Annotated in this window: 28 protein-coding genes; 4 read left to right on the top strand and 24 right to left on the bottom strand. The window is 71.3% G+C overall.

All coding sequences use genetic code 11. The features are described 5' to 3' along the window. Position 1: 1 nt before the first annotated feature. The 13 genes from FZ103_RS00325 to FZ103_RS00265 all read right to left on the bottom strand — a co-directional run bounded on the left by FZ103_RS00325 (position 2) and on the right by FZ103_RS00265 (position 8223). Positions 2-865 (bottom strand): hypothetical protein, encoded by an 864-nt coding sequence (locus tag FZ103_RS00325; protein WP_155997961.1) that lies wholly within the window; start codon positions 863-865, stop codon positions 2-4. Between the two features lie 10 nt (positions 866-875). Further along, complete coding sequence (locus FZ103_RS00320; protein ID WP_155997960.1) at positions 876-1790, bottom strand: hypothetical protein; 915 nt, start codon at positions 1788-1790, stop codon at positions 876-878. Positions 1791-1804: 14 nt separating this feature from the next. Next, positions 1805-3316: a hypothetical protein gene (locus FZ103_RS00315; protein WP_155997959.1), complete on the bottom strand. Its 1512-nt coding sequence runs from the start codon at positions 3314-3316 to the stop codon at positions 1805-1807. A 157-nt stretch (positions 3317-3473) separates the two neighbouring features. Beyond that, entirely contained in the window at positions 3474-4016 is a 543-nt protein-coding gene (locus FZ103_RS00310; RefSeq protein WP_155997958.1) for a hypothetical protein, read from the bottom strand. A gap of 2 nt (positions 4017-4018) precedes the next feature. Beyond that, positions 4019-4474 (bottom strand): phage tail tube protein, encoded by a 456-nt coding sequence (locus FZ103_RS00305; RefSeq protein ID WP_155997957.1) that lies wholly within the window; start codon positions 4472-4474, stop codon positions 4019-4021. Between the two features lie 57 nt (positions 4475-4531). Further along, complete coding sequence (locus tag FZ103_RS00300) at positions 4532-4942, bottom strand: minor capsid protein (protein ID WP_155997956.1); 411 nt, start codon at positions 4940-4942, stop codon at positions 4532-4534. Between the two features lie 7 nt (positions 4943-4949). Then, positions 4950-5300 carry a hypothetical protein gene (locus FZ103_RS00295; RefSeq protein WP_186355587.1) on the bottom strand — a complete coding sequence of 117 codons (351 nt, stop codon included), beginning with the start codon at positions 5298-5300 and terminating at the stop codon, positions 4950-4952. After that, complete coding sequence (locus FZ103_RS00290) at positions 5297-5632, bottom strand: hypothetical protein (protein ID WP_155997955.1); 336 nt, start codon at positions 5630-5632, stop codon at positions 5297-5299. The genes FZ103_RS00295 and FZ103_RS00290 overlap by 4 nt, the downstream gene beginning before the upstream one ends. After that, positions 5632-6018, bottom strand: coding sequence for a hypothetical protein (locus FZ103_RS00285; protein WP_186355586.1), 387 nt, complete (start codon positions 6016-6018; stop codon positions 5632-5634). Before FZ103_RS00285 ends, FZ103_RS00290 begins: the two co-directional genes overlap by 1 nt. A gap of 4 nt (positions 6019-6022) precedes the next feature. After that, positions 6023-6226 carry a hypothetical protein gene (locus FZ103_RS00280; RefSeq protein ID WP_155997954.1) on the bottom strand — a complete coding sequence of 68 codons (204 nt, stop codon included), beginning with the start codon at positions 6224-6226 and terminating at the stop codon, positions 6023-6025. Continuing rightward, entirely contained in the window at positions 6226-6492 is a 267-nt protein-coding gene (locus tag FZ103_RS00275; RefSeq protein ID WP_155997953.1) for a hypothetical protein, read from the bottom strand. Before FZ103_RS00275 ends, FZ103_RS00280 begins: the two co-directional genes overlap by 1 nt. Before the next feature lie 9 nt (positions 6493-6501). After that, positions 6502-7359, bottom strand: coding sequence for a P22 phage major capsid protein family protein (locus FZ103_RS00270; RefSeq protein WP_155997952.1), 858 nt, complete (start codon positions 7357-7359; stop codon positions 6502-6504). A gap of 12 nt (positions 7360-7371) precedes the next feature. After that, a complete protein-coding gene (locus tag FZ103_RS00265; RefSeq protein ID WP_155997951.1) occupies positions 7372-8223 on the bottom strand; it encodes a hypothetical protein in 852 nt (283 codons plus the stop codon). A gap of 158 nt (positions 8224-8381) precedes the next feature. On the opposite strand from FZ103_RS00265, the gene FZ103_RS00260 reads away from it, so the two are divergent. From FZ103_RS00260 to FZ103_RS00250, 3 genes are read left to right on the top strand one after another with little or no spacing between them, the layout of a single operon-like run. Further along, positions 8382-8564, top strand: coding sequence for a hypothetical protein (locus FZ103_RS00260; RefSeq protein WP_155997950.1), 183 nt, complete (start codon positions 8382-8384; stop codon positions 8562-8564). Further along, positions 8564-8809 carry a hypothetical protein gene (locus FZ103_RS00255; protein ID WP_155997949.1) on the top strand — a complete coding sequence of 82 codons (246 nt, stop codon included), beginning with the start codon at positions 8564-8566 and terminating at the stop codon, positions 8807-8809. The genes FZ103_RS00260 and FZ103_RS00255 overlap by 1 nt, the downstream gene beginning before the upstream one ends. A gap of 1 nt (position 8810) precedes the next feature. After that, positions 8811-9209, top strand: coding sequence for a hypothetical protein (locus FZ103_RS00250; protein ID WP_155997948.1), 399 nt, complete (start codon positions 8811-8813; stop codon positions 9207-9209). On the opposite strand, the gene FZ103_RS00245 is transcribed toward FZ103_RS00250, so the two are convergent. From FZ103_RS00245 to FZ103_RS00230, 4 genes are read right to left on the bottom strand one after another with little or no spacing between them, the layout of a single operon-like run. Then, positions 9197-9382, bottom strand: coding sequence for a hypothetical protein (locus FZ103_RS00245; protein ID WP_155997947.1), 186 nt, complete (start codon positions 9380-9382; stop codon positions 9197-9199). The two genes, FZ103_RS00250 and FZ103_RS00245, sit on opposite strands and share 13 nt — an antisense overlap. 9 nt (positions 9383-9391) lie before the next feature. Further along, positions 9392-11314, bottom strand: coding sequence for a phage minor capsid protein (locus tag FZ103_RS25055; RefSeq protein WP_222936404.1), 1923 nt, complete (start codon positions 11312-11314; stop codon positions 9392-9394). A gap of 12 nt (positions 11315-11326) precedes the next feature. Then, on the bottom strand, positions 11327-12910 hold the full coding sequence (locus FZ103_RS00235) for a phage portal protein (protein WP_155997946.1): 1584 nt from the start codon (positions 12908-12910) through the stop codon (positions 11327-11329). Between the two features lie 15 nt (positions 12911-12925). Beyond that, on the bottom strand, positions 12926-14182 hold the full coding sequence (locus tag FZ103_RS00230) for a PBSX family phage terminase large subunit (protein ID WP_222936402.1): 1257 nt from the start codon (positions 14180-14182) through the stop codon (positions 12926-12928). A gap of 33 nt (positions 14183-14215) precedes the next feature. Here FZ103_RS00230 and FZ103_RS00225 point away from each other — a divergent pair, with 33 nt between their 5' ends. Beyond that, positions 14216-14521, top strand: a complete 306-nt coding sequence (locus tag FZ103_RS00225) for a hypothetical protein (protein ID WP_155997945.1) — start codon at positions 14216-14218, stop codon at positions 14519-14521. Here FZ103_RS00225 and FZ103_RS00220 read toward each other — a convergent pair. The 7 genes from FZ103_RS00220 to FZ103_RS00190 form a co-directional block, all read right to left on the bottom strand. Continuing rightward, positions 14496-15032, bottom strand: coding sequence for a helix-turn-helix domain-containing protein (locus FZ103_RS00220; RefSeq protein WP_155997944.1), 537 nt, complete (start codon positions 15030-15032; stop codon positions 14496-14498). The genes FZ103_RS00225 and FZ103_RS00220 overlap by 26 nt on opposite strands. A gap of 23 nt (positions 15033-15055) precedes the next feature. Beyond that, positions 15056-15364: a DUF4190 domain-containing protein gene (locus FZ103_RS00215; protein WP_155997943.1), complete on the bottom strand. Its 309-nt coding sequence runs from the start codon at positions 15362-15364 to the stop codon at positions 15056-15058. Positions 15365-15712: 348 nt separating this feature from the next. Continuing rightward, positions 15713-15952, bottom strand: a complete 240-nt coding sequence (locus FZ103_RS00210) for a hypothetical protein (RefSeq protein ID WP_155997942.1) — start codon at positions 15950-15952, stop codon at positions 15713-15715. A gap of 123 nt (positions 15953-16075) precedes the next feature. Then, on the bottom strand, positions 16076-16714 hold the full coding sequence (locus FZ103_RS00205; protein WP_155997941.1) for a hypothetical protein: 639 nt from the start codon (positions 16712-16714) through the stop codon (positions 16076-16078). Further along, positions 16714-16962 carry a hypothetical protein gene (locus FZ103_RS00200; protein ID WP_155997940.1) on the bottom strand — a complete coding sequence of 83 codons (249 nt, stop codon included), beginning with the start codon at positions 16960-16962 and terminating at the stop codon, positions 16714-16716. The genes FZ103_RS00205 and FZ103_RS00200 overlap by 1 nt, the downstream gene beginning before the upstream one ends. A 14-nt stretch (positions 16963-16976) precedes the next feature. Then, entirely contained in the window at positions 16977-17348 is a 372-nt protein-coding gene (locus FZ103_RS00195; RefSeq protein ID WP_155997939.1) for a hypothetical protein, read from the bottom strand. Positions 17349-17356: 8 nt separating this feature from the next. Next, positions 17357-17566 (bottom strand): hypothetical protein, encoded by a 210-nt coding sequence (locus FZ103_RS00190; RefSeq protein WP_155997938.1) that lies wholly within the window; start codon positions 17564-17566, stop codon positions 17357-17359.

Here is a 17566-nt window from a genome sequence, read left to right as displayed (position 1 = left end):
GTCAGGCCGCCCCGGTCGCCTCGAAGAGGATGCCGCGCATACCGATCCACCCCGGCTCATATGGGCTGTGGAAAGACCGGATCGTGCCGTCGGGGCGGACCTCCGGCCGGGCGGCGCGCTCCCCTCCGGAGGACTGCCCGGCGCTGACGAAATGCACCAGCGAGGCGGGGCGCGCCTCGGGCGGCAGCGTCGCCAGGATTGTTCCCGTGGTGATCGGCTGCCCGTCGGTGCGCTCCAGCGTCCCGCGCACCTGCACCATGCCCGGCAGAAGGAAACGCCATCCCGGCGCGTCGTCGTAGGGGGCCTGCTGCAGGCCGGACGCCAGGTCGAGGGGATGCCACTCACCCGCACCCAGCAGCGCGTTCGGCGCCGGGTTGGTGATGTCCTGGTTGCGGATATACCCGTCGGTCTCGGCGCCCGCGCGCACGTAGACGTCGCCGATGAGCAGGTATGTCGCGTCGGGCTCGTCGGCCGGCGGCAGGGTTGGCAGCGACGGGGACGCGGCGGCGGTGCCGGTGATGATTCGCAGCCTGTATGCGTTGCCCGCCGCGGTGCCGGTGTCGTTCATGGAGATGATGACGGCGTCGCGCCGGTTGAGCGTCGACGACGACGAGGCGACGTCGAGGTCCGCATCCGCGAGCAGGTCGGCCGGGTAGTAGCCGCCCGCACCATCCGACAGGGCGGCCATGCCGGGGCCACTCACCCGCACCCGCATGTCCGGCGTCGGTAGAGCCTGCACGACCATGCCGCGGATGATGCCCTCCTGAGGCACCACCAGCCCGAGCAGCTGGCGGCGCAGCTCGGCGGCCGGGACGGTGGTGCCGTCCATCCACGCGGGCGGCTGCAGATCGACATCGGTAGCCATCGGTCTCCGATCACAGGTAGGCGTGGCGCCATGAGGCGGCCAGCTGAGGCAGGCGGGTGGGGTCGGTGGCGGTGCCGGTCATGCGCAGCCGCGTAGTCCCGGATGGGAGTAGGCAGTCGGCGACCACGGAGGAGCCCGCGGCCGGCGGGCGGGCGGCGTCCGGGCTGCCGAGGTAGGCGGCGCCCGCGGCGACGTCGACCGTGAGCACCTGCCCGGCGGCGAGGTCGAGGTCCCACGACAGCCGCCAGCTCGGCGTGGTGACGCCGGGGGTGCGCCACGGCCCGGTCAGTTGCAGCAGCGGCGGCGACGGCCAGGTGCCGCGGTTGAGCGCGAGGATGATGCCGCCGCCGGGCTGCTCGGGCAGGGCCAGCGGGGGTGTGAGCGGCGGCGCGATGCCGCCGCCCGGTGCCGGCAGGGTGGCGGTGTTGCGGACGGCGCGGTGCGAGTAGTACGCGGGGTCAGTCGAGACGAAACCGGCCTCGATCACCGAGACGCCCACACCCATGGTGGCCGTGTCCGGCTCCAGTAGCCGCGGCTTGCCCCACCGCAGGTAGGTGGTGCCGCCCTGCCGGTACAGCAGCGGCACCGGCTCAGCCGCGGGTCGGAACGCCTCGGTGATCCTCGACAGCAGGTAGTGCGCGCCCGCGTGCGACCGGGCGGAGATCCGCAGCGACATGGGCACCTGCAGCTCGGGCAGCAGGTCGGTGCCGGTCCACACGCCGTGCATCCCGGACCGCTCCTCATCCTCCTCACGCACGGACCTGATGCCGTACCAGTTGAGGCGCATGAGGCGGACGACCGACCCCGCGCGGGTGTCCATGATCAGCCCGCGCAGGGCCGCCTGCCCGTCCTGGTAGGGGTCGCCGTACAGCGGCTCAGGCAGCGCACCGGCGTCGGCGGGCGGCTCGACTGCAGGTATCGGCACCGGTCACTCCCTCTCTATGTGGCGAGCTGCCACGCGACATCACGCAAGACCTGCCGCGTGCTGAACTCGCCGGACACGGTCTTGACCTCCAGGTGCTCCACGTTGATGCCGCCGCGGCCGTGCCCGCCCGCTGGCGCGTAGCGCTGCACCCTCTCGCGCGCCGGAGCGACCAGGTCACCGGCCAGCGTCGACACACGGCCCATCAGATCCGTGCGGCCGGATTCGATGCCGGCGCCGATGCCGGCGGCGATCGGCTCGCCGACGTGCCGCTTGAACTCGCCGGACGGCGACGCGATGTCCAGGGCCGACCGTGCCTGCGCGAGCGCGTCCGCGGCGATGCTGCGCAGCGTCGACCCGATCGCACCGGCAGCACCCACAATGCCGTCGATGATCCCGCCAACGATGTCCTGACCGACACCCACGAACTTGCCGGGCAACGTTCGCGCCACCCACAGGGCCGCCTGCAGCGCAGAATCGACCACGTGCGGCACCCGCCGCCACGCGCCGACCGTGGCATCCTCGACCCGATCCCAAGCCGCATCAATGGCGGCCTCGATCTCATCCATCTGCGCGGCGGCAACGATCTTCATCGACCGGATCCCGACCTTGAATGCCTCTACGGGGTCATTCAAGAAACCCTTAATGGCGCCGCCCATCTTTTTTGCTGCGGCGTCCATGGCTATGTGAGCCTGTGCCAGCCAGCTAATCACCTGGATCAAGCCATTGACGAAAGAAAGCGCACCGAGAATGAGATCACCGAAGATCTCCGGATTTTCCTCGACAATTTTGAACAGCTCTTCGAGGGAATCCGCTATTTCTCCGAGCGATTCATCCAGCTCGGGACCGACCGCCTTTAGCAATTCATTAAAGGCGGCCGTTGCGCCATCGATCGTGGGGCCAAAGTTCTCAAAAGCACCGAGCAACTGATCCGAAAAATCGGACAGCACCGGCGCCATGTCCTCAAACGCCTGTTCCAGGTGCGGAGACAGCGAATCGAATAGCTCCTGCAGGTCGCCCGAGACGTCCACCAGGGTATCTTCGAGCGGCTCCGCCATGTCCTTCAGGTCGGAGACCACATTCTCTTTCAGGTCCGAGAATGAGTCCTTGACCTTTTTCGATTGGGCGGCCGCGGCGATGCCCACACCCGCGATGCCCAGGCCGAACGCGGCCGTGATGCCGGTCGCGGCTACCGCACCCGCTATCGGCAGCATGCCTATGCTGGCCACGACCGCCAACAGCATCGTGATCCAGTTGCCGGAAATGGTCTGGGCTGCAGTGCCGAACGCTCCGGCAACCCCGCTCGCGGCATCTTTTCCGGTGGCTACGAACTGGCCGCGAGAGTTTCGCAGCTTTCCGTCGAGTCCGACCGTGAATTTGTCGCCTGCGTCGAGCCCGGCGTCCTCGAATTCGTCCTCGATTTTGTCGGCTGCGGCGGCGGCCTCGGCTACCGCGCCGGTGAGTCCGCGCGTATACCCCTCATCCCGGACGTCCAGGCTGGCGTACAGTTCGCCGACATTGAGCGACATGGGGGCATCACCCCCAATGCGCTCTATAGATTACGGAGTGCGCTGCGGGCGGCCTCGCCCGAGACGGTTTTCGGTTCCCGGCTCACGAGCTGCCAGAATCGAGAATCCTCCGGCATGGCCAAAACGAGATTCTCGAATTGGCGCACCGGGAGGTCCGCTATTTCTTCCGGCGTCCACCCCTGCGCCGTGAGCCACCCCTCGATCGCCCACCAGTGCCGCCGGATGGCTTTATCGAACCAGGATTCTTTCCGGCCGCCGCCGCCGCCACCTTCGCTTTTCCCGCCTGCACCGCCTCATAGGCCCGCTCCCATGAGATGGGGCGGCCCTGAGTCTGCGCCAACCCCCATGCCAGGATCACGGCGAGCTGCTCGACCATCAGCCCGCGCTCGATCCACGCCTCCAGGGCGCCCTCGCCGTACATGTCGCCGATGGCGGCGTGCAGCTCCGGCTCGGTGGTGAGGCGCTGCTGAGACCTCGCCCGGTCCAGGATGCGGCGCAGCCGCATCGTCAGCTGTCCGGGTGCGGGCACCTGCACCCGCACCCCCCGGATGGTCGTGTACTCGACCCGCCGGCGGGACTCGACCTCGGACCAGAACTCGTCGAACGTCCGCTCGTCGGCCTGCTGCTGTTCAGCCTGCTCGGCGGCGTCCTTCTCGGCGTGGATCTCCTCGGCGCGCCTGATCGACTCCTCGACATCCATGCTCAGACGACCGCCTCAGACGTCGACGGCCCGGACCTGCGCAGTGTGCAGTTCCAGGCGGCGAAACCGTTCGTTTCGCCGCCGATTTCGCCGATTCGGGTGGTGGCGTCCCAAACGGTCCAGTTGGTGTCGCTGGGGTACCTGAAGCGGTAGGCGCCATGCGACGCCGCGCCCACGCCCTGAGCGTTGGTCTCGCACAGCGCCTGCCCAGGGTCCAGCTCGCCCGTGGTCGCGTCCTGGAGCATCTGGCCGACCATGGTCACCATGGCGCCGCGCTGCAGCACGTCCTCCTCGTGATGGCCGCCGCTGTCGAAGGTCGCGGCGCTGGGTGCTTCCTCGTTCTCCGACTTGTTGATGATCGCCGACGTGAGCCCGCCGATCTCGGTCCAAACCGGGGTAGCGGCCCCGTCGGAGACCTGGATAATGATGTCGCGCGCGGGCACCCTGGTCGGGGCCATGGCGGACACCTCCTCACTGCATACTGGGGCGCCCCCGACACGGGGGCGCGATGGTGGTCAGCGTTCGATGGCGATGCGCAGGTTCACCACGTGCTCGTGCCGCCCGGACTGGTCGCGGCCCATGTACACCGGCCCCGACTGGAGCCCCACCGCCAGAGCCAGCCACGTACCGCCCGCCAGCGTGCGGCCGGCGAGCCCGTGCATCGCCCCGTAGGCGGCCTGCGCCAGCTGCTCGCCCGTGCGGGCGTCGGTCGCGGTGCCGCGGGCGCGCAGCTGCATCCGGGGCTCGTGCCAGCCGTTGCGGATGTCGCCCTCGGCGCCGGCGCCGTAGCGGGCCACCGACAGGGCGACGTCTGGGGTGTCGGGCAGGGTGGTGAGGTAGATGGTGCCGCCCGGTGTGCCGTCGGCGTGGTAGGTGCCGACGCCCAGCTCGGCGAGCAGGGCGGCGACCTCCTCGGTGAGGGTCACGCGGGCCTCACCCCCTGAGTCTGCGTCGGATCTCGGCGCCGATCAGGGCCTCGATCGTGCGATGCGTGCTCGGATCGCTGGCCGGCTGCTCCAGGTATTTAGCCTGGCGGCCGGGGTCGTGGCGCCAGGTCAGCTCCTCGTGCTGCCGGGCCGCGTACACCGTGTCGTAGGAGACGGTGCCGGACAGGCCGTCCTGATCGGTGGTGCCGGACCGCTGTAGGGTGCCCTCCTCCAGCGGCACCAGGCGGTCAGATTCGCCGAGCAGGTATTCGAGCCCCTTGCCGAGCCCGACCTCGGCGCCCTCGCGGCCCGCCCGCTGGGCAGGCGCGATGTTCGGGCGGAAGTGCGCGGAGGTCACGTCAGGGCCACCTCCAGGTGTGACGGGACGGGCAGGCCGCGGCCGTCATGGCGGCTGGTGGTGATCACGGTCGGCGTGGTGCCGTCGGGTAGCGTCACCCTGCTATGCGCGGGAAAGCTGACGGCGTCGGCGAGGCGGACGCGCAGGGTGGTCTCCGAGACCACCTCGGATCCGTCGTCGCCGCGCACCAGGCGGCGGCCAGCGTCCATCAGCGCCCGCACCGCCACCGGCGCCCCATACGTCGGCCCATACGCGCCCGCCCCCTGGTACGGCTCGACGGTGATATCCCAGCCCATGCGGCGCAGCATCCACCCGGGGATCGTGCCGGGCATCAGCACCACCCCGACCGCGGCGCGTGCCCGGTCAGTCCGGCCTGCTGGAGCACCAGCCACGCCTGGTGGCCGAGGTGCTGTGTCACGGACAGACGCTCGCCGGTGCGCCCGCCCGCCCGCGACATGCTGATGCTGCCTGCCGAGACGGTCTGCCAGGCTGAGGGGTCCGACGCCTGCGTGCCGTCGGACCCTGCCTCATCCCACTCCGCGCATTGCTCCAGCGTCGCCGAGCGCAGCGCGTCGATGACGTCGGGGTCGGCCGGGTCGTACCGGGCGGAGATGAGCGCCTGGTCGACGAGCCGCGTCGCACGGTCGAGCATGCGCTGAGCGCCGTCGGGGGCGGTGCCGAGGTAGGCGGTCAGCTCCTCGGTGGTCGCATACGCCACGGGGTCACCCCCCGTCGGCGTCCGCGGCCTCCGCGGGCTGCTGGTCGCCCTCGGCGGCCTGCTCGTCGACCTTGTGCCAGCCGTCCGCCTCGCTGTGCTTCGCGCGGTCCAGGGCGGCGAGGCCGAGCCGGGTGTCCTCGAACTTGCCTGCGACGGTGCGGACGCGCTCGATCACGCGCCCGCCCTGCCGGTACTCATACAGCGGCATCAGTCACCGCCCTTCTCCGAGCCGTCGCCGTCGCCCTGGCCGCCGTCGCCGTCGCCCTGGCCGCCGTCGCCGTTCTCCTGGCCGCTGTCGGGTGCCTTGGTGTCGCCCTTCGCCGAGGTCGCCTTGCGCCCCTTGGGCGCGGCCACCTTGACGAACTCGGGCTTGCCGTTGTCGCCCACACGCGACTCGTAGAAGCTGGCGGGCGGCCGCGTGCGCTCGTCGGCGCCGTACACCTGCCCTGTTTGGGTGTGCTTGTAGTACTGCACTCGGGCCTCCTAGATCGTGTAGTGCAGGACAGCGATGCCGGACGGTTCGACCAACTTGGCGCCGTAGAGGTGCAGACCCTTGACCGCGTCGCTGAAAAACTTCTCGGGGCGGTACGCCTCAAGGGCGCTGACCGGGATCTGCTCGGCGTAGCTGATCGCGGCCGGGATGCCGGTCACGACCTTCTGCGAGGTCGCCGACGGCGAGTTGTTCGACTTCATCACGTCGAATCCAGCGGCGGACCCGGCGAATCCGTTGCGGCGGACCTGCGCCGAAGCGCCGTCGCCCGACGAGGTGAACCGGTCGTCCTTGGCCAGCATGTTGACGAACGCCGGTGCGGCGATCGCCCACCGCCCCTCAGTGGGCACGTTGGCCTCGTCCAGGGCGGTGCCGAGGTCGACGAGCTGGTCGTAGGCGCTGGTGGAGCCCGTCGGCGTGATCGTGATCGGGGCCGCGTCGGTGCCGATCACGTTGGCCGCGGCCACGCCGGTGTAGAGCCCGGCGACGTACTGGTCTGCCACGTCGCGCAGGCCGTAGGCGGCGCGGCCCATGGCGGTCTGCATGACCTTGGGTCGGTTCTGTGCGGCGTCGATGTCATCGACCATGAAGTTCACGAACTTGGCCTGGTCGATGACGAGGTCCCGCTGTGTGGAGGTCAGCACCTCGGGGTCGGTGATGGCGGTGTTCTTGGTGTAGTCGCCGACGGTGACGGGGCCGACCTGGTTGATGTGGACGGTGTCGCCGGCCTGGCTGATCTCGCCCTCGTAGTCGCGGTTGACCACGCCCTCCTGGGCCCAGACCAGGCTCTTGTCGAGGTAGAACAGGATCTCGCGGGCCCAGATCTCGGGCGTGAAGTTGTCCAGCGCCATGCTGGCGTCTCCTTACTTGCTCTTGCTGAGCTGCGCCATGATCGCGTCGCGGTTCTTGGCGTACTCGGCGGGTGTCATGCGAGCGATCTGCTCGCGGGTGAAGGTCGGCGTGTTTCCGGGCCCGCCGGAGAAGTCGCCGCCGGAGCGCGCCGGCGCCTGGCCGGTGCTGGTGGTCTTGTATCGGGGGTCGTCCTTGTACTCCTTGACCAGCGCGTTGAGCGCGGTCTGGAAGTCGGACGCTGCGGGGTCGAGCTTGCGGAGCTTGCCCTCGAACTCGCGGGAGTCGAGTAGCCGGTCGGGGTCGAGGTCGGCGGCGCGGGCGGCCTTCTCGGCGTAGCGTTCGCGGCGCTCGTTGCTGAGCTGCTCGGCGAGCTTGTCGGGGTCGGCCTTCTGCTGGTCGTCGGTGACGAGCCCGAGGGCCTTGCCGATCTTCTGGGCGAAGTCCTGCCGCGCGTCGTCGGCCGCCTGTTGCTTGGCGTTCGTGCGGGCGGACGCGTTCTCCTTGCGGAGGTCGCGGACCATGCGCGCGAGGTCGGCCTGGGAGAGCTGGGCGAGGTCGTCGCCGTCGCCGCCCTGCTGGCCGCCGCTCTGCTGCTGCGCGCCGGTCTGGCCCTGCTGGGACTGCTGCTGGGGGGCGCCGGCGGGCGGGGTCGGCGCGGGCTGGCCGCCGGCGGGCGGCGTGCTGCCGCTGTCGCTGCTGCCGCCCTGCTGCTGCCCGCCGCCCTGGGCCTGGCCGTCGCCGCCGGACTGGCCGCTGGGGGCGCCGGTGGGGTCGCCGCCCATCTGCGGCCAGACGGGGCCGCGGCTGGTGTGGCCGATGGCGCGCAGGCCGGTGCGGGGGTGCACGGGGAGTGTGGTGGTCATGAGTGGTTCGCCTCCTGGGCGTTGTGGGGTCCGGCGCCTGGCCGGGCATGACGACGGCCCGCACTCGGTACGGGGCCATTTTTGTCTTCGGTGTTGACACGTGAGCGTGGCGCCCGTAGCGTCCTACCTGTCAGCAGCGGCGACAGTTAGGGGCGGTTATGGACGCGCTGTTCTCCACCTGGGAGTGCCAGCAGTTGCGGGGGCAGGTCGACATCTGGGACGCCATCGCCGAAGCCGAGGCCGAGACGCCCGCGGCCCCGCAGCCGCGGAATGGCGCGCTGTTCGCGATGCGCGTCCTCGACGAGCCCGCCGACGGCGCGCTGTTCGGGATCGGCGTCTGATGGCGCGCACCAGGGAGTACCTGAGCACAGCGCAGGTCGCGGCAGAGGTCGGTGTCGACCGGTCCACCATCACGACCTCGCTGCGCCGCCACGGACCCAAGAGCACACGTCCATTCCCGGTGCCGCGGGTGCGCGTGGGGTCCTCGCCCGGCTGGGACGAGGACCAGCTCGACGACATTCGAGCGTGGTTCGGGCTGCCCGCGCGCGGCCGTCCCCGCACGCACACCAATACAGAGGAGGCATGACATGGGCGCGATCCTGACCAGCACCGACGCCATGGGCGAATGGGGCGTCGAGGTGCGGCGCGAATCGTTCTACGTCAACGACCCGACCGGGGTCGACGAGCCCGGCCGGTTCGCGGTCCGCGATGACGGGCTCGCCGTCGACGCAGCCGACGTCCCGTACCTGCTTGCGTGCCTCGACCGGGTCGACGCCTGGCGTGAGGAGCACACTCCCGACAGCCTCGGCGAGGTCCGGGACGTAGCGGTGCGGCGCGACGGCGACCAGGTCGTCATCGTGGGCGATGTTGGGGCGGCATCCCTGGACTACCTGCGCGACGCCGGGCACGCGGCGACGGATGCCCTGGAGCTGACGTATGCGGAGGTGCCCGTGCTGCGGTCGGCGCTGGCGTCTCAGCCGGAGTAGTCGACCGGGGTCGGGGTGATCTCGGCGTATCCCCGCATCCACGCGACGAACGCGTTCCGGGTGCGGGGATCGGTGGCGTTCGGGTCGTGCGGGCACGTCGATCGGAGCGCCCCGTCCTGGGCGGCCTGGCGGCCGGCGGCGTAGGCGTCAATGATGTCGAGCGCGAAGGACACGGCGCACCCCTAGCGGTTGAAGTCGCGGCCGGTGCCGCCACGATAGCGGCCCTGCTCGATGGAGTCGACGAATTCGCTGAATGTCATGCGCCCGTGCTGGTCAAACCAGTTTTTCAGCTCCTCGCTGGCGTACTTCTCGACGCGTGACCGCGGCCCGGAGAACAACGACATGTAGTTGATGCCCGCCCGCTCTCCGGCGGCGTTGACCATGACGCCGCGCAGCTCGGTCTCCGCCTCCACGTAGCGGCGTTCGATGTAGAGCCGGTACTGCTCACGCGCGAGCTGCTGGAACGAGCGCCGGTCGTCGGCGCCCGCGCGCTGCTCCTGCGTGAACATCCTGCGGCGGATCGCCTCGACCGGCTGTCCCAGCACCTCGGCGGCCGCCTCATCCCATGGGACGCCCTGCTCGACCAGCTCCGCCATCGCGGCGTGCTGCTCGGCCTCCCGCTGCTCGCGGGTCTGGCGGCGTTCCTCGCGCTGCCGTGCCGCCCGGTCGCGGCGGTCCAGCTCGCGGCGGAACCGGCGCAGGCCGGGGCTGTCCCAGTCGGCGCCGCTGCGCACGAAGTCCAGCGCGCGCGCCTCCAGCTCGCCATCCGTCATGGCGCGCAGCTCCGCCGTGGTCAGCTCGCCCAGCTCGGTCTGCCCCGCCCCGGCGGCCGGCGCCTGCTCGTCGGCGGGCGCGGGCTCGTCGCGGCGCGTGCTGGGCGTGGCGAGCTGCCCGCCGCCGAGGAGGTCGGGCTGCACGTCGGGGCCGAGCGGGGTGACAGCGTCGTCGCGGCGGTCCGGCGGCGGCGTGCTGCCCGCGCCGAGCTGTTCTCGGTACCTCAGGCGTTTCAGGCTGGGGTTGTCGGCGAGGTGGTCGCGGAGGGCGGCCTGCCGCGCGCGGATCTTCTTGCGCGCGGCCTTGCGCGCGTCGTCGTCGAGCGCGGCCGCCTCCTGCGCTTTGGCCTTGCGGATCTGCCGCTCCAGGTAGCGCTGCCGCATGCGGGCCTCGTAGGCGTCGGGGTCCTGGTCGCGCGGCTCGGGTATGCGGGTGACGCCGGGCAGGTAGGCGGACACGCTGTGACGGCAGTTGGGATGGAACAGCCCGGCGGCCCTGGCCTCGGGCAGCGATCCGGCGACGTCGACCTCGATCGGCTCGCCCGACAGCGCGTGCGGCACCGTGATCCGACCCGACGGCCCGGCCACCCGGTGCAGGATGGTGGACTCCCACGGGCGGCAGAGCGGGCACTGCTGGGCATGGTCGGACACGTACACCAGGTCGACGCCCAGCGATCCGAGCCGGTCGGTCTGGCCCTGCACGGCGGCCCGCGCGCTGGCGGTGCGCACTGCCATCTCCGCATAGGAGTGCAGCCGCCACATGCGCCCGGCGCGATCCTGGAAACCCACGATGCCGCGATCGACGAGCGCCGACCACGCTGCCTGTGTGGCCTCGCGGCGGGTCTGCCCGCCGGCGAGCATGCGGGCGGTGGCCCCGGCGACGGTCTCGCGGTAGGCGTCGAAGACGTCTCTCAGGATGTTGGAGACGACGCGGCCGACGTCGCGCACCAGCGCCGACGCCAGCGACTCGATAGCCCCCGACTGCGGCACCACCGCACGCGCCGCCGCGGCGGCGTCACCGATGCCCGACTCCGGCCACCAGGCGCGCGGCAGATCCACCAGCGCCGAGCGGTCGCCCAGCCGCCACGCCGCGGCGATCGACTCGCGCAGCGCCGCGGACCCGTCCGCCTCCAGGGCCGCCTGGATCGACTCGACCGACCGGCGCAGTTGCCCGATCGCCTCTAGCCGGACCTCGCCGGCGCCCGCCCCCGGCGCACCGGGGTACCGCTGGAAGTGGCGGGCGAGCTGACGGTACAGGGCCAGCTCCGCCTCGCGGTAGATGGCCGCGGCGTGCTGCACGATCGCCTCGATGTCGTCCGGCTCAACGGGCACAGCGGGCACCCCCTACTCGGCGGGCTCCTCGCCCGCGGGCCCGCCGCCGTCGGCGATCCGGTTGCCGGCCAGCCCCTCAGCCGCACCCATCCACGGATCCGCCTCGCCGGCGCGATCCCCGCGGATCCGCTCGACTTCCTCGTCGATCGCAGGCTCGTCCCAGTCCGGGTGAAGCATCGCCACGCGGGTACGGATCGACGCGGCCTCGGCCGTGGCGATACCCGACAGGGCGCGCGACAGCGCCTCCGGATCCGGGGTGACGGCGTCGGGCCACTCGATCTCAGGCCGCTCGACCACGGCGCCGGCGCCCGGCCACACGGTGACGTCGATACCGAGCAGGCCCTCGATGTAGCTCCCGAGTTCGGGCCGCCAGTACCCGATCTTGCGGGCCCTGGTCTGCAGTGACCGGCCCTTGCGGTCGTGGATCTCGGTGGCGGTGACCGCCTGCCCGTCGCCCTCCTCGGCGATGCCGGGCGCCGAGTACCCGGCGCCGCGCACGGCCTGCTTGGCGACCTCGGCGCAGGTGCGGGCGTGCTCCTCTACCCGGATGGCGGGCTGGATGAGCTGCACCAGCTGCGAGGGGTTGGCGTCTTGTCCGGGCAGCATTTCCAGCCCGGACCAGATCTCGCGGTCCTCGTCGAAGTGCGCGCCGTTGCCGGGCCCCATGTCTTCGAGGGCGGTGTTCGGCACGACCGCGCGGGCTTTCGACAATCGGAGTTCACGCGCCCAGGACGACCATGCCTCATCAAGGAGGTCGAGCACCTGCTCGATACCCGAGAAGTCGGAGCGGCCCAGCGGGGACCCGCGCAGCATCCGGTTCGGGCGGACGTTGGGGATGTAGACGACGGCGAGCCCGTCGAGACCGGTTCGGATCACACCGCCCGTCTCGGCCTCGGCGAAGGCCGCGGTTTCGGGCTGCTCGGTGAGGTCGACCTGTTGTCCGAGCCGGCCGCGGGTGCCGCGGTAGAGCCCGTGCAACACCTGCCCGTGCTCGTGCCGCTCCAGATGCCGCCACACGGTGCCGGCATCCTCGCGGACGGTGCGCCAGAACGTCACCGCGACGAGGTGGCCGTGCGACCACTCGGGCGCGGCGCAGTCCGGCGGGATCACGTCGGTCAACGGCACGTCGGCGAGGGTGGTGTCCCAGGATGCGCGCAGGTACACGCCGCCGTATGCGGCGCACACCTCGGCGGCCTCCTGCAGCTTGGCGTGCAGCCCGGACTCGCGAATGATCTCGTCGAGCCGCTCCTGTGATCCCTCGACGGTGATGGTCGGCATCTCCTCGAACAGCAGTTGCGAGGATGCCTCGGCGATGGCTGAGGCGAGGGGGACGTGCACGCGCGAGGGCGCCTGTGCGGGGTTGGCGCTCTGGCCCCAGAACCAGCGGACGACGGCGCGGACCGCGCGCCCGATGACGGTGCCCTTGTCGGGGTCTTCGTAGAACCCGCGGGCGGTGTCGGTGCCCAGCGCGCCGCCGTAGACCTGCGCGAGGTCGGCGGGGTCGCCGGTGTACCAGGCGCCCCAGGTGGCATACAGCTTGCGGGCGGGCTCGGTTTCCTCGGGCGGCCAGACGGGGTTGCCGGTGGGGAGCGGCACGGTGTCGCCTCCCCTCTATGCGGCGAGGGCGGCCGGCCGTAGCCGGATGCGCCAGGTCGGGTGTGTGGTGTGCAGCAGATACCGGCCGCCGTCGAGGCTGTGATCGTTCGCCTTCACTGGGCGGTCTTCGCCTTTCTCGGCGGCGTCGTCGTCCCAGGAGTAGCCGGGCGCCTCGTCGATCCAGCCGGCGCACGACTCGTGCACCCTGAGCCGATCGGTGCCCAGGAGCGAGGAGACGGTGCGGATGCCGTCGAGGACGTCGTTGTTGGCGTGCGCGGCGGTCACACGGTCGGTCATGAGCTGGCGAATGAAGCTGGAGGCGGACGGGTCGACAACGTGCCAGCGGGGGCGCACGCCGAGCCCGTCGAGCCAGGCCCGGTACCGGCGGGAGTACTCGTGATCGGTGAGCTGCCCGTACTCGCGCCGGGAGTCGTACCGGTACTCACTCGCGAGGTAGATCCGGCCGTCGTCGCCGAGCCCGCCGAGCAATGCGGCGAAAGGATTGACGGTGCCGTAGTCGACGCCGGTGCCGATCCATTCGCGGATGGTGGGCAGCTGCGAGACGACGTGCCGGTCCGGGTCCCACATGTCGTACACGGCGCCGCTGGCGAGGCACCATTCGCCGGCGATGAACCGCCGGTACCAGAGTCCGACGTATTGGACCTTGAGTCGGTCGGCGAACCCCTCGGGCAGGCCGGGGTTGTCGTCCAACGTGAAGTGCCAGTGCCGCATGCCGACCTCGTCGGCGCGGAGGATGTAGTCCTTGCGGAGCCAGTGGGCGGGCCCGTCGGGGTTGGTGGTGCCCAGGAGTCGGGCGTCCTTGACGCGGAGCCGGGACAGCAGCATCGTCCAGAACGACTCGGGTATGAGTGACGCCTCGTCGACGTAGGCGAGCCCGACCGTGGCGCCGCGGATACGGCCCTCGGCGCGGGCGTCGGATGCGCCGATCAGGTGCACGGTGCGGCCCAGGATCACGGCTGTGGTGCTGCCGGGTGTGTGGTGGACGTGGGCGGCCACCGGGCCGAACAGTTCGGGGCTCTGCAGGACGTCGATGATGTTGCGCTCAATGGTCTGCAGGGTGCGGCCGACGATGACGACGAGCCCGTGCCGGGGGGCGCGGACGAGCAGCAGCAGGAACGCGACCAGCGAGGCGATGGTTTTTCCGGAGGCGACGGCGCCGGACCAGAGGGCGATCTGGGGCGTGGTGAGGGCGCCGGCGATGCTGCGGAGTTGGGGGCGGGACATGGTGTCGGTGAGCCGGTCGAGGTCCACACTTTGCCCCCTCTCACCTGCGACGATTCGTCTATGAGTGAGCAGAGCGAAGGCGTGGACTGGGCAGCCGAGCGTGACGCGGTCGAGGATGTTCTGCGTCGCGCGAACGTCCCGGTCGACGTGCCGATCTCAGGGGTTAACACGCAACAGGGTTGGTGGCACGTGGTGCGTGTGAACGACGGCGTGCGGGTCGATCGTCAAAGGGTTCCGGCAGCATCGGGCGAAGAAGTCCGGGCGGTCCTTCGACGTGCGGGCTGGGAGGCACGCCTGACAGGTCCGGACGATCCCGCCGCAGGCATGATGATGATTCGGATCACTGAACCTCGTCGTCAGCCGTAGCGTCGGGCGGTGTGTCGAGGCGGTCGGCGGCGCCGAGGAGGGCGTCGCCGATGCGTCCGAGCATGGACGCGACGTCGTCGGCGCCGTCGCTGGCGTCGACCTGTTCCAGGCGGACGGCCTTGTCGGTGGCGGTGCCGATCGACTGGATGAGTGCTTTGACGTCCTGGGCGGGGAGGTGCTTCGCGGTCCAGGTGATCAGCTGGCCGGCCGATGGCTGGGACAGCTCGTGCTCGTCGAGGTTGAGCCGGGCGAGCTGGGCCTCGGCCTGGTCGTAGAGCCCGGCGATGATGGCGCGGCGGCGGGCGGCGTGGTCGGCGCGGGCGGCCTCGGTGGCCTCGGCGGTGCGGTCCCGGTCGAAGGTCAGCCCGAGATCCTGGGCGATCAGGCTGACCGTGGATTGGGACGCGCCGACCTGGCGGGCGATGGCGTTGCGGGAGTGCCCGCCGGCGTGCAGCTGGCGGACGCGGTCGCGCAGCTCGGGGTCGTCTCGGCGGCGGGGCTGTGCTCCCACACGGGCTCACCCCCTCCGCGCGGTCAGGACGTGGTGTCGGCGATCAGGGAGATGAGCACCGCCACGCCGACCACGGTGAGCGCCGCGTTGAGGATCAGCCCGACGACGGCCATGGGGCGGCCGCGGCGGGGTCCGCCGGGGCGAGTCTCGGCGATGCCGATGATGCCGAGGAGGACGCCGATGGCGGGGAGGATGACGACTGCCCAGAGGCAGGTGACGGCGGCGATGCAGCCGATGACCAACGACGCGATGCCGTTGCCGGTGTTGGGGAGGGGCGGGTGGGTGGGGATGGGCGGCGGGGGCGCGTAGCCGTAGGGGCCGTACTGGTGCATGGGGGCTCCCGGTGGGGTGTGGGGGGATGGCCCTAACGGTAGCCGCGGCCGTGGTGGGGGCGGGTGTGGTGGCCGGGGGCGGCCTGGGTGTGAACCTCGCGGCCCTGGTGGGCGTCGGGGGGTGCCACCCTCGGACGGTTCCCGGCCGTCCGAGGGTGGCCGGCGCCCGCACGCCTCCCAGCCGCTGCTGGGCCTGTGGGTCCCGGCCGCGGCTCGACACGCTCCCCCACGGGCGTGGAGCCGGGGCCGGGACGGGTCCGCGCCGGGCCGGTGTGTGCCGGTCTGGTGCGGACGGTGGGGTGCCCGCGCGGCCGGGAGTCGGCGGCCGGGCGGGCACGTCTGGCGAGGTCAGTCGAGGGTGGCGGCCTCTAGGGCGGCGGCGGTGGCGGCCCAGCACGCCGGGCAGTACCAGGAGTCGCTGAAGTGGCGCCATCCCAGGTCGGTGAGCTGGGCGCATCCGATGATGATGGCGTGGCCGGCGGTGGTCTCGACAGGCACCCGGTACTCGAAAGTGTGCTCGGTGTGGCAGTCGTCGGCGGCGCGGTAGTCGCAGCCGACGCTGAGGATGACGCGGCGAGTGTCGTCCATGGGGCCTCTCGGCAGGGGGGCGGGCATGCAAAAAGCCCCGACCGCGGACGATCGGGGCTTTCATGCGCGTGGAGTGCGCGTGGAGATAAAACTCCAACGTGCCTGAAAGTACACCTCGATATGTCAAATCCGCAAGCGGGCGCCGCGGCGGCGGTCCATCATCGCCTGCACCGTCGTCGTGTGCTCCGGATCGCCCGAGCTGCACCGCACCTGCCCGTCGGCGGGCAGCCCAGGAGCGAGGACCGCGGACAGCTCGCCGCCGCACGGCACCGGGGTCTGCCCGTCGAGGACGACGGCGCGGCACGACTGGTGGAGCGGCACGAGCCGGGTGGGGCGGTCGACGGCGCGCCGGGCTTGGCCGACGGCGGCGAGGATCTCGTCGACGAGGTCGGGCCCGTAGTCGGCGTGGCGGGCCCACCCGATGACGGGGGCGAGCCAGGCGGCCATGGCTGTGAGGCTGTCAGACGGCCATGAGCCGCCGCGGTCGCCGTGCACCACCCGGACCCACCCGACGAGTGCCGATCGGAGCACAGCGGCGGCCTCGGCGGCGCGGGGGTCGATCGGCAGCGGCACCTCGGCGCGGGGGGTGCGGCCGCCGTGACTGCTACCGAACCGGGTCTGTTTGCCGGTGGCGTCGTCGAGGTCGGCGACCAGGTCGGGCACCTGCCGGAGCGCGGTGGCGCACTGGCCGGCGCAGCGGGTGCACACGGGGGCGTCGTCGCCGGTGGGGTGGGCGCAGAGGTGGCAGGGTGTGCCGGGCATCAGCGGTGGGTCTCCTCGTCGGCGTCGCAGGCGGGGCAGGAGTCGGTCAGCCGGTAGCCGCCCGGATGGCCGCACGGGGTGGCCTCGGCGAGCACGCGGCCGGGGCCGGCGATCCAGTACTCGGGGTCGGCGGCGATGTCGGCGGGGGTGAGCCCGCGGCGGGCGGCGTGGCGGCGGCGCATGCGGGTGACGGCCTCGTGTGTGCGCGATGGCCAGCTCGACCGATCGGCGCTCATAGGACTCGGCATGGCGGGGCTCCTCCTCAGTACGGCGGCCGGTCGCCGGCGGGCTCGGCAGCAACCGGAGCGGGCATGGGTGCGGCGTGCTCGGTCATGGGGCGGCCGCAGATGTGGGCGGGGTAGACCGGGCCGCGGCGCGGCGCGGAGATGTTGTGTTCGGCGCGGTGGTGGATTTCTTTTCGGCCGCGGCTGGTGGTGAGGTCGTATGTGGTCCGCCCTTCCATTAATGCGATTGCCTCGCCGATTTCTGTTATCGGGGTGGGGTCGATTTGGACGCTGAGTGCGCATATGTCGGCGTCGTATCCGGCGAGCACGGGCGCCCGGCATTTTTTGCACAGTCGGAGTTGTGCGGCGCGGGCGTATTCCTCGCGGCGCTGTTTCATCCATTGGGGCATGGGGGCGGTCATGGTGCGCCGCCGGAGAATCCGGGCTCCCAGGATCCGACGCGCCGGCGCGAGATCCAGATCTGGGGTTCGCCGAGGTCGGGGCGGTCGACACCTTCAAGCTTGGCGATGAACGCGCGCGCGTCGCGCTCGCGGCTGAAGATTCGCGACTTGGTGCTTGCCGTGGCTGACCAGGTGGAACGCCTCCACTGAATGCGGTACTCGAACAT

Source organism: Streptomonospora sp. PA3 (assembly GCF_009728995.1).
In the GTDB taxonomy this organism is placed as follows: domain Bacteria; phylum Actinomycetota; class Actinomycetes; order Streptosporangiales; family Streptosporangiaceae; genus Streptomonospora.
The sequence above is the reverse complement of the archived record's forward strand: the minus strand, read 5'-3'. Positions and strand labels throughout refer to the sequence as shown.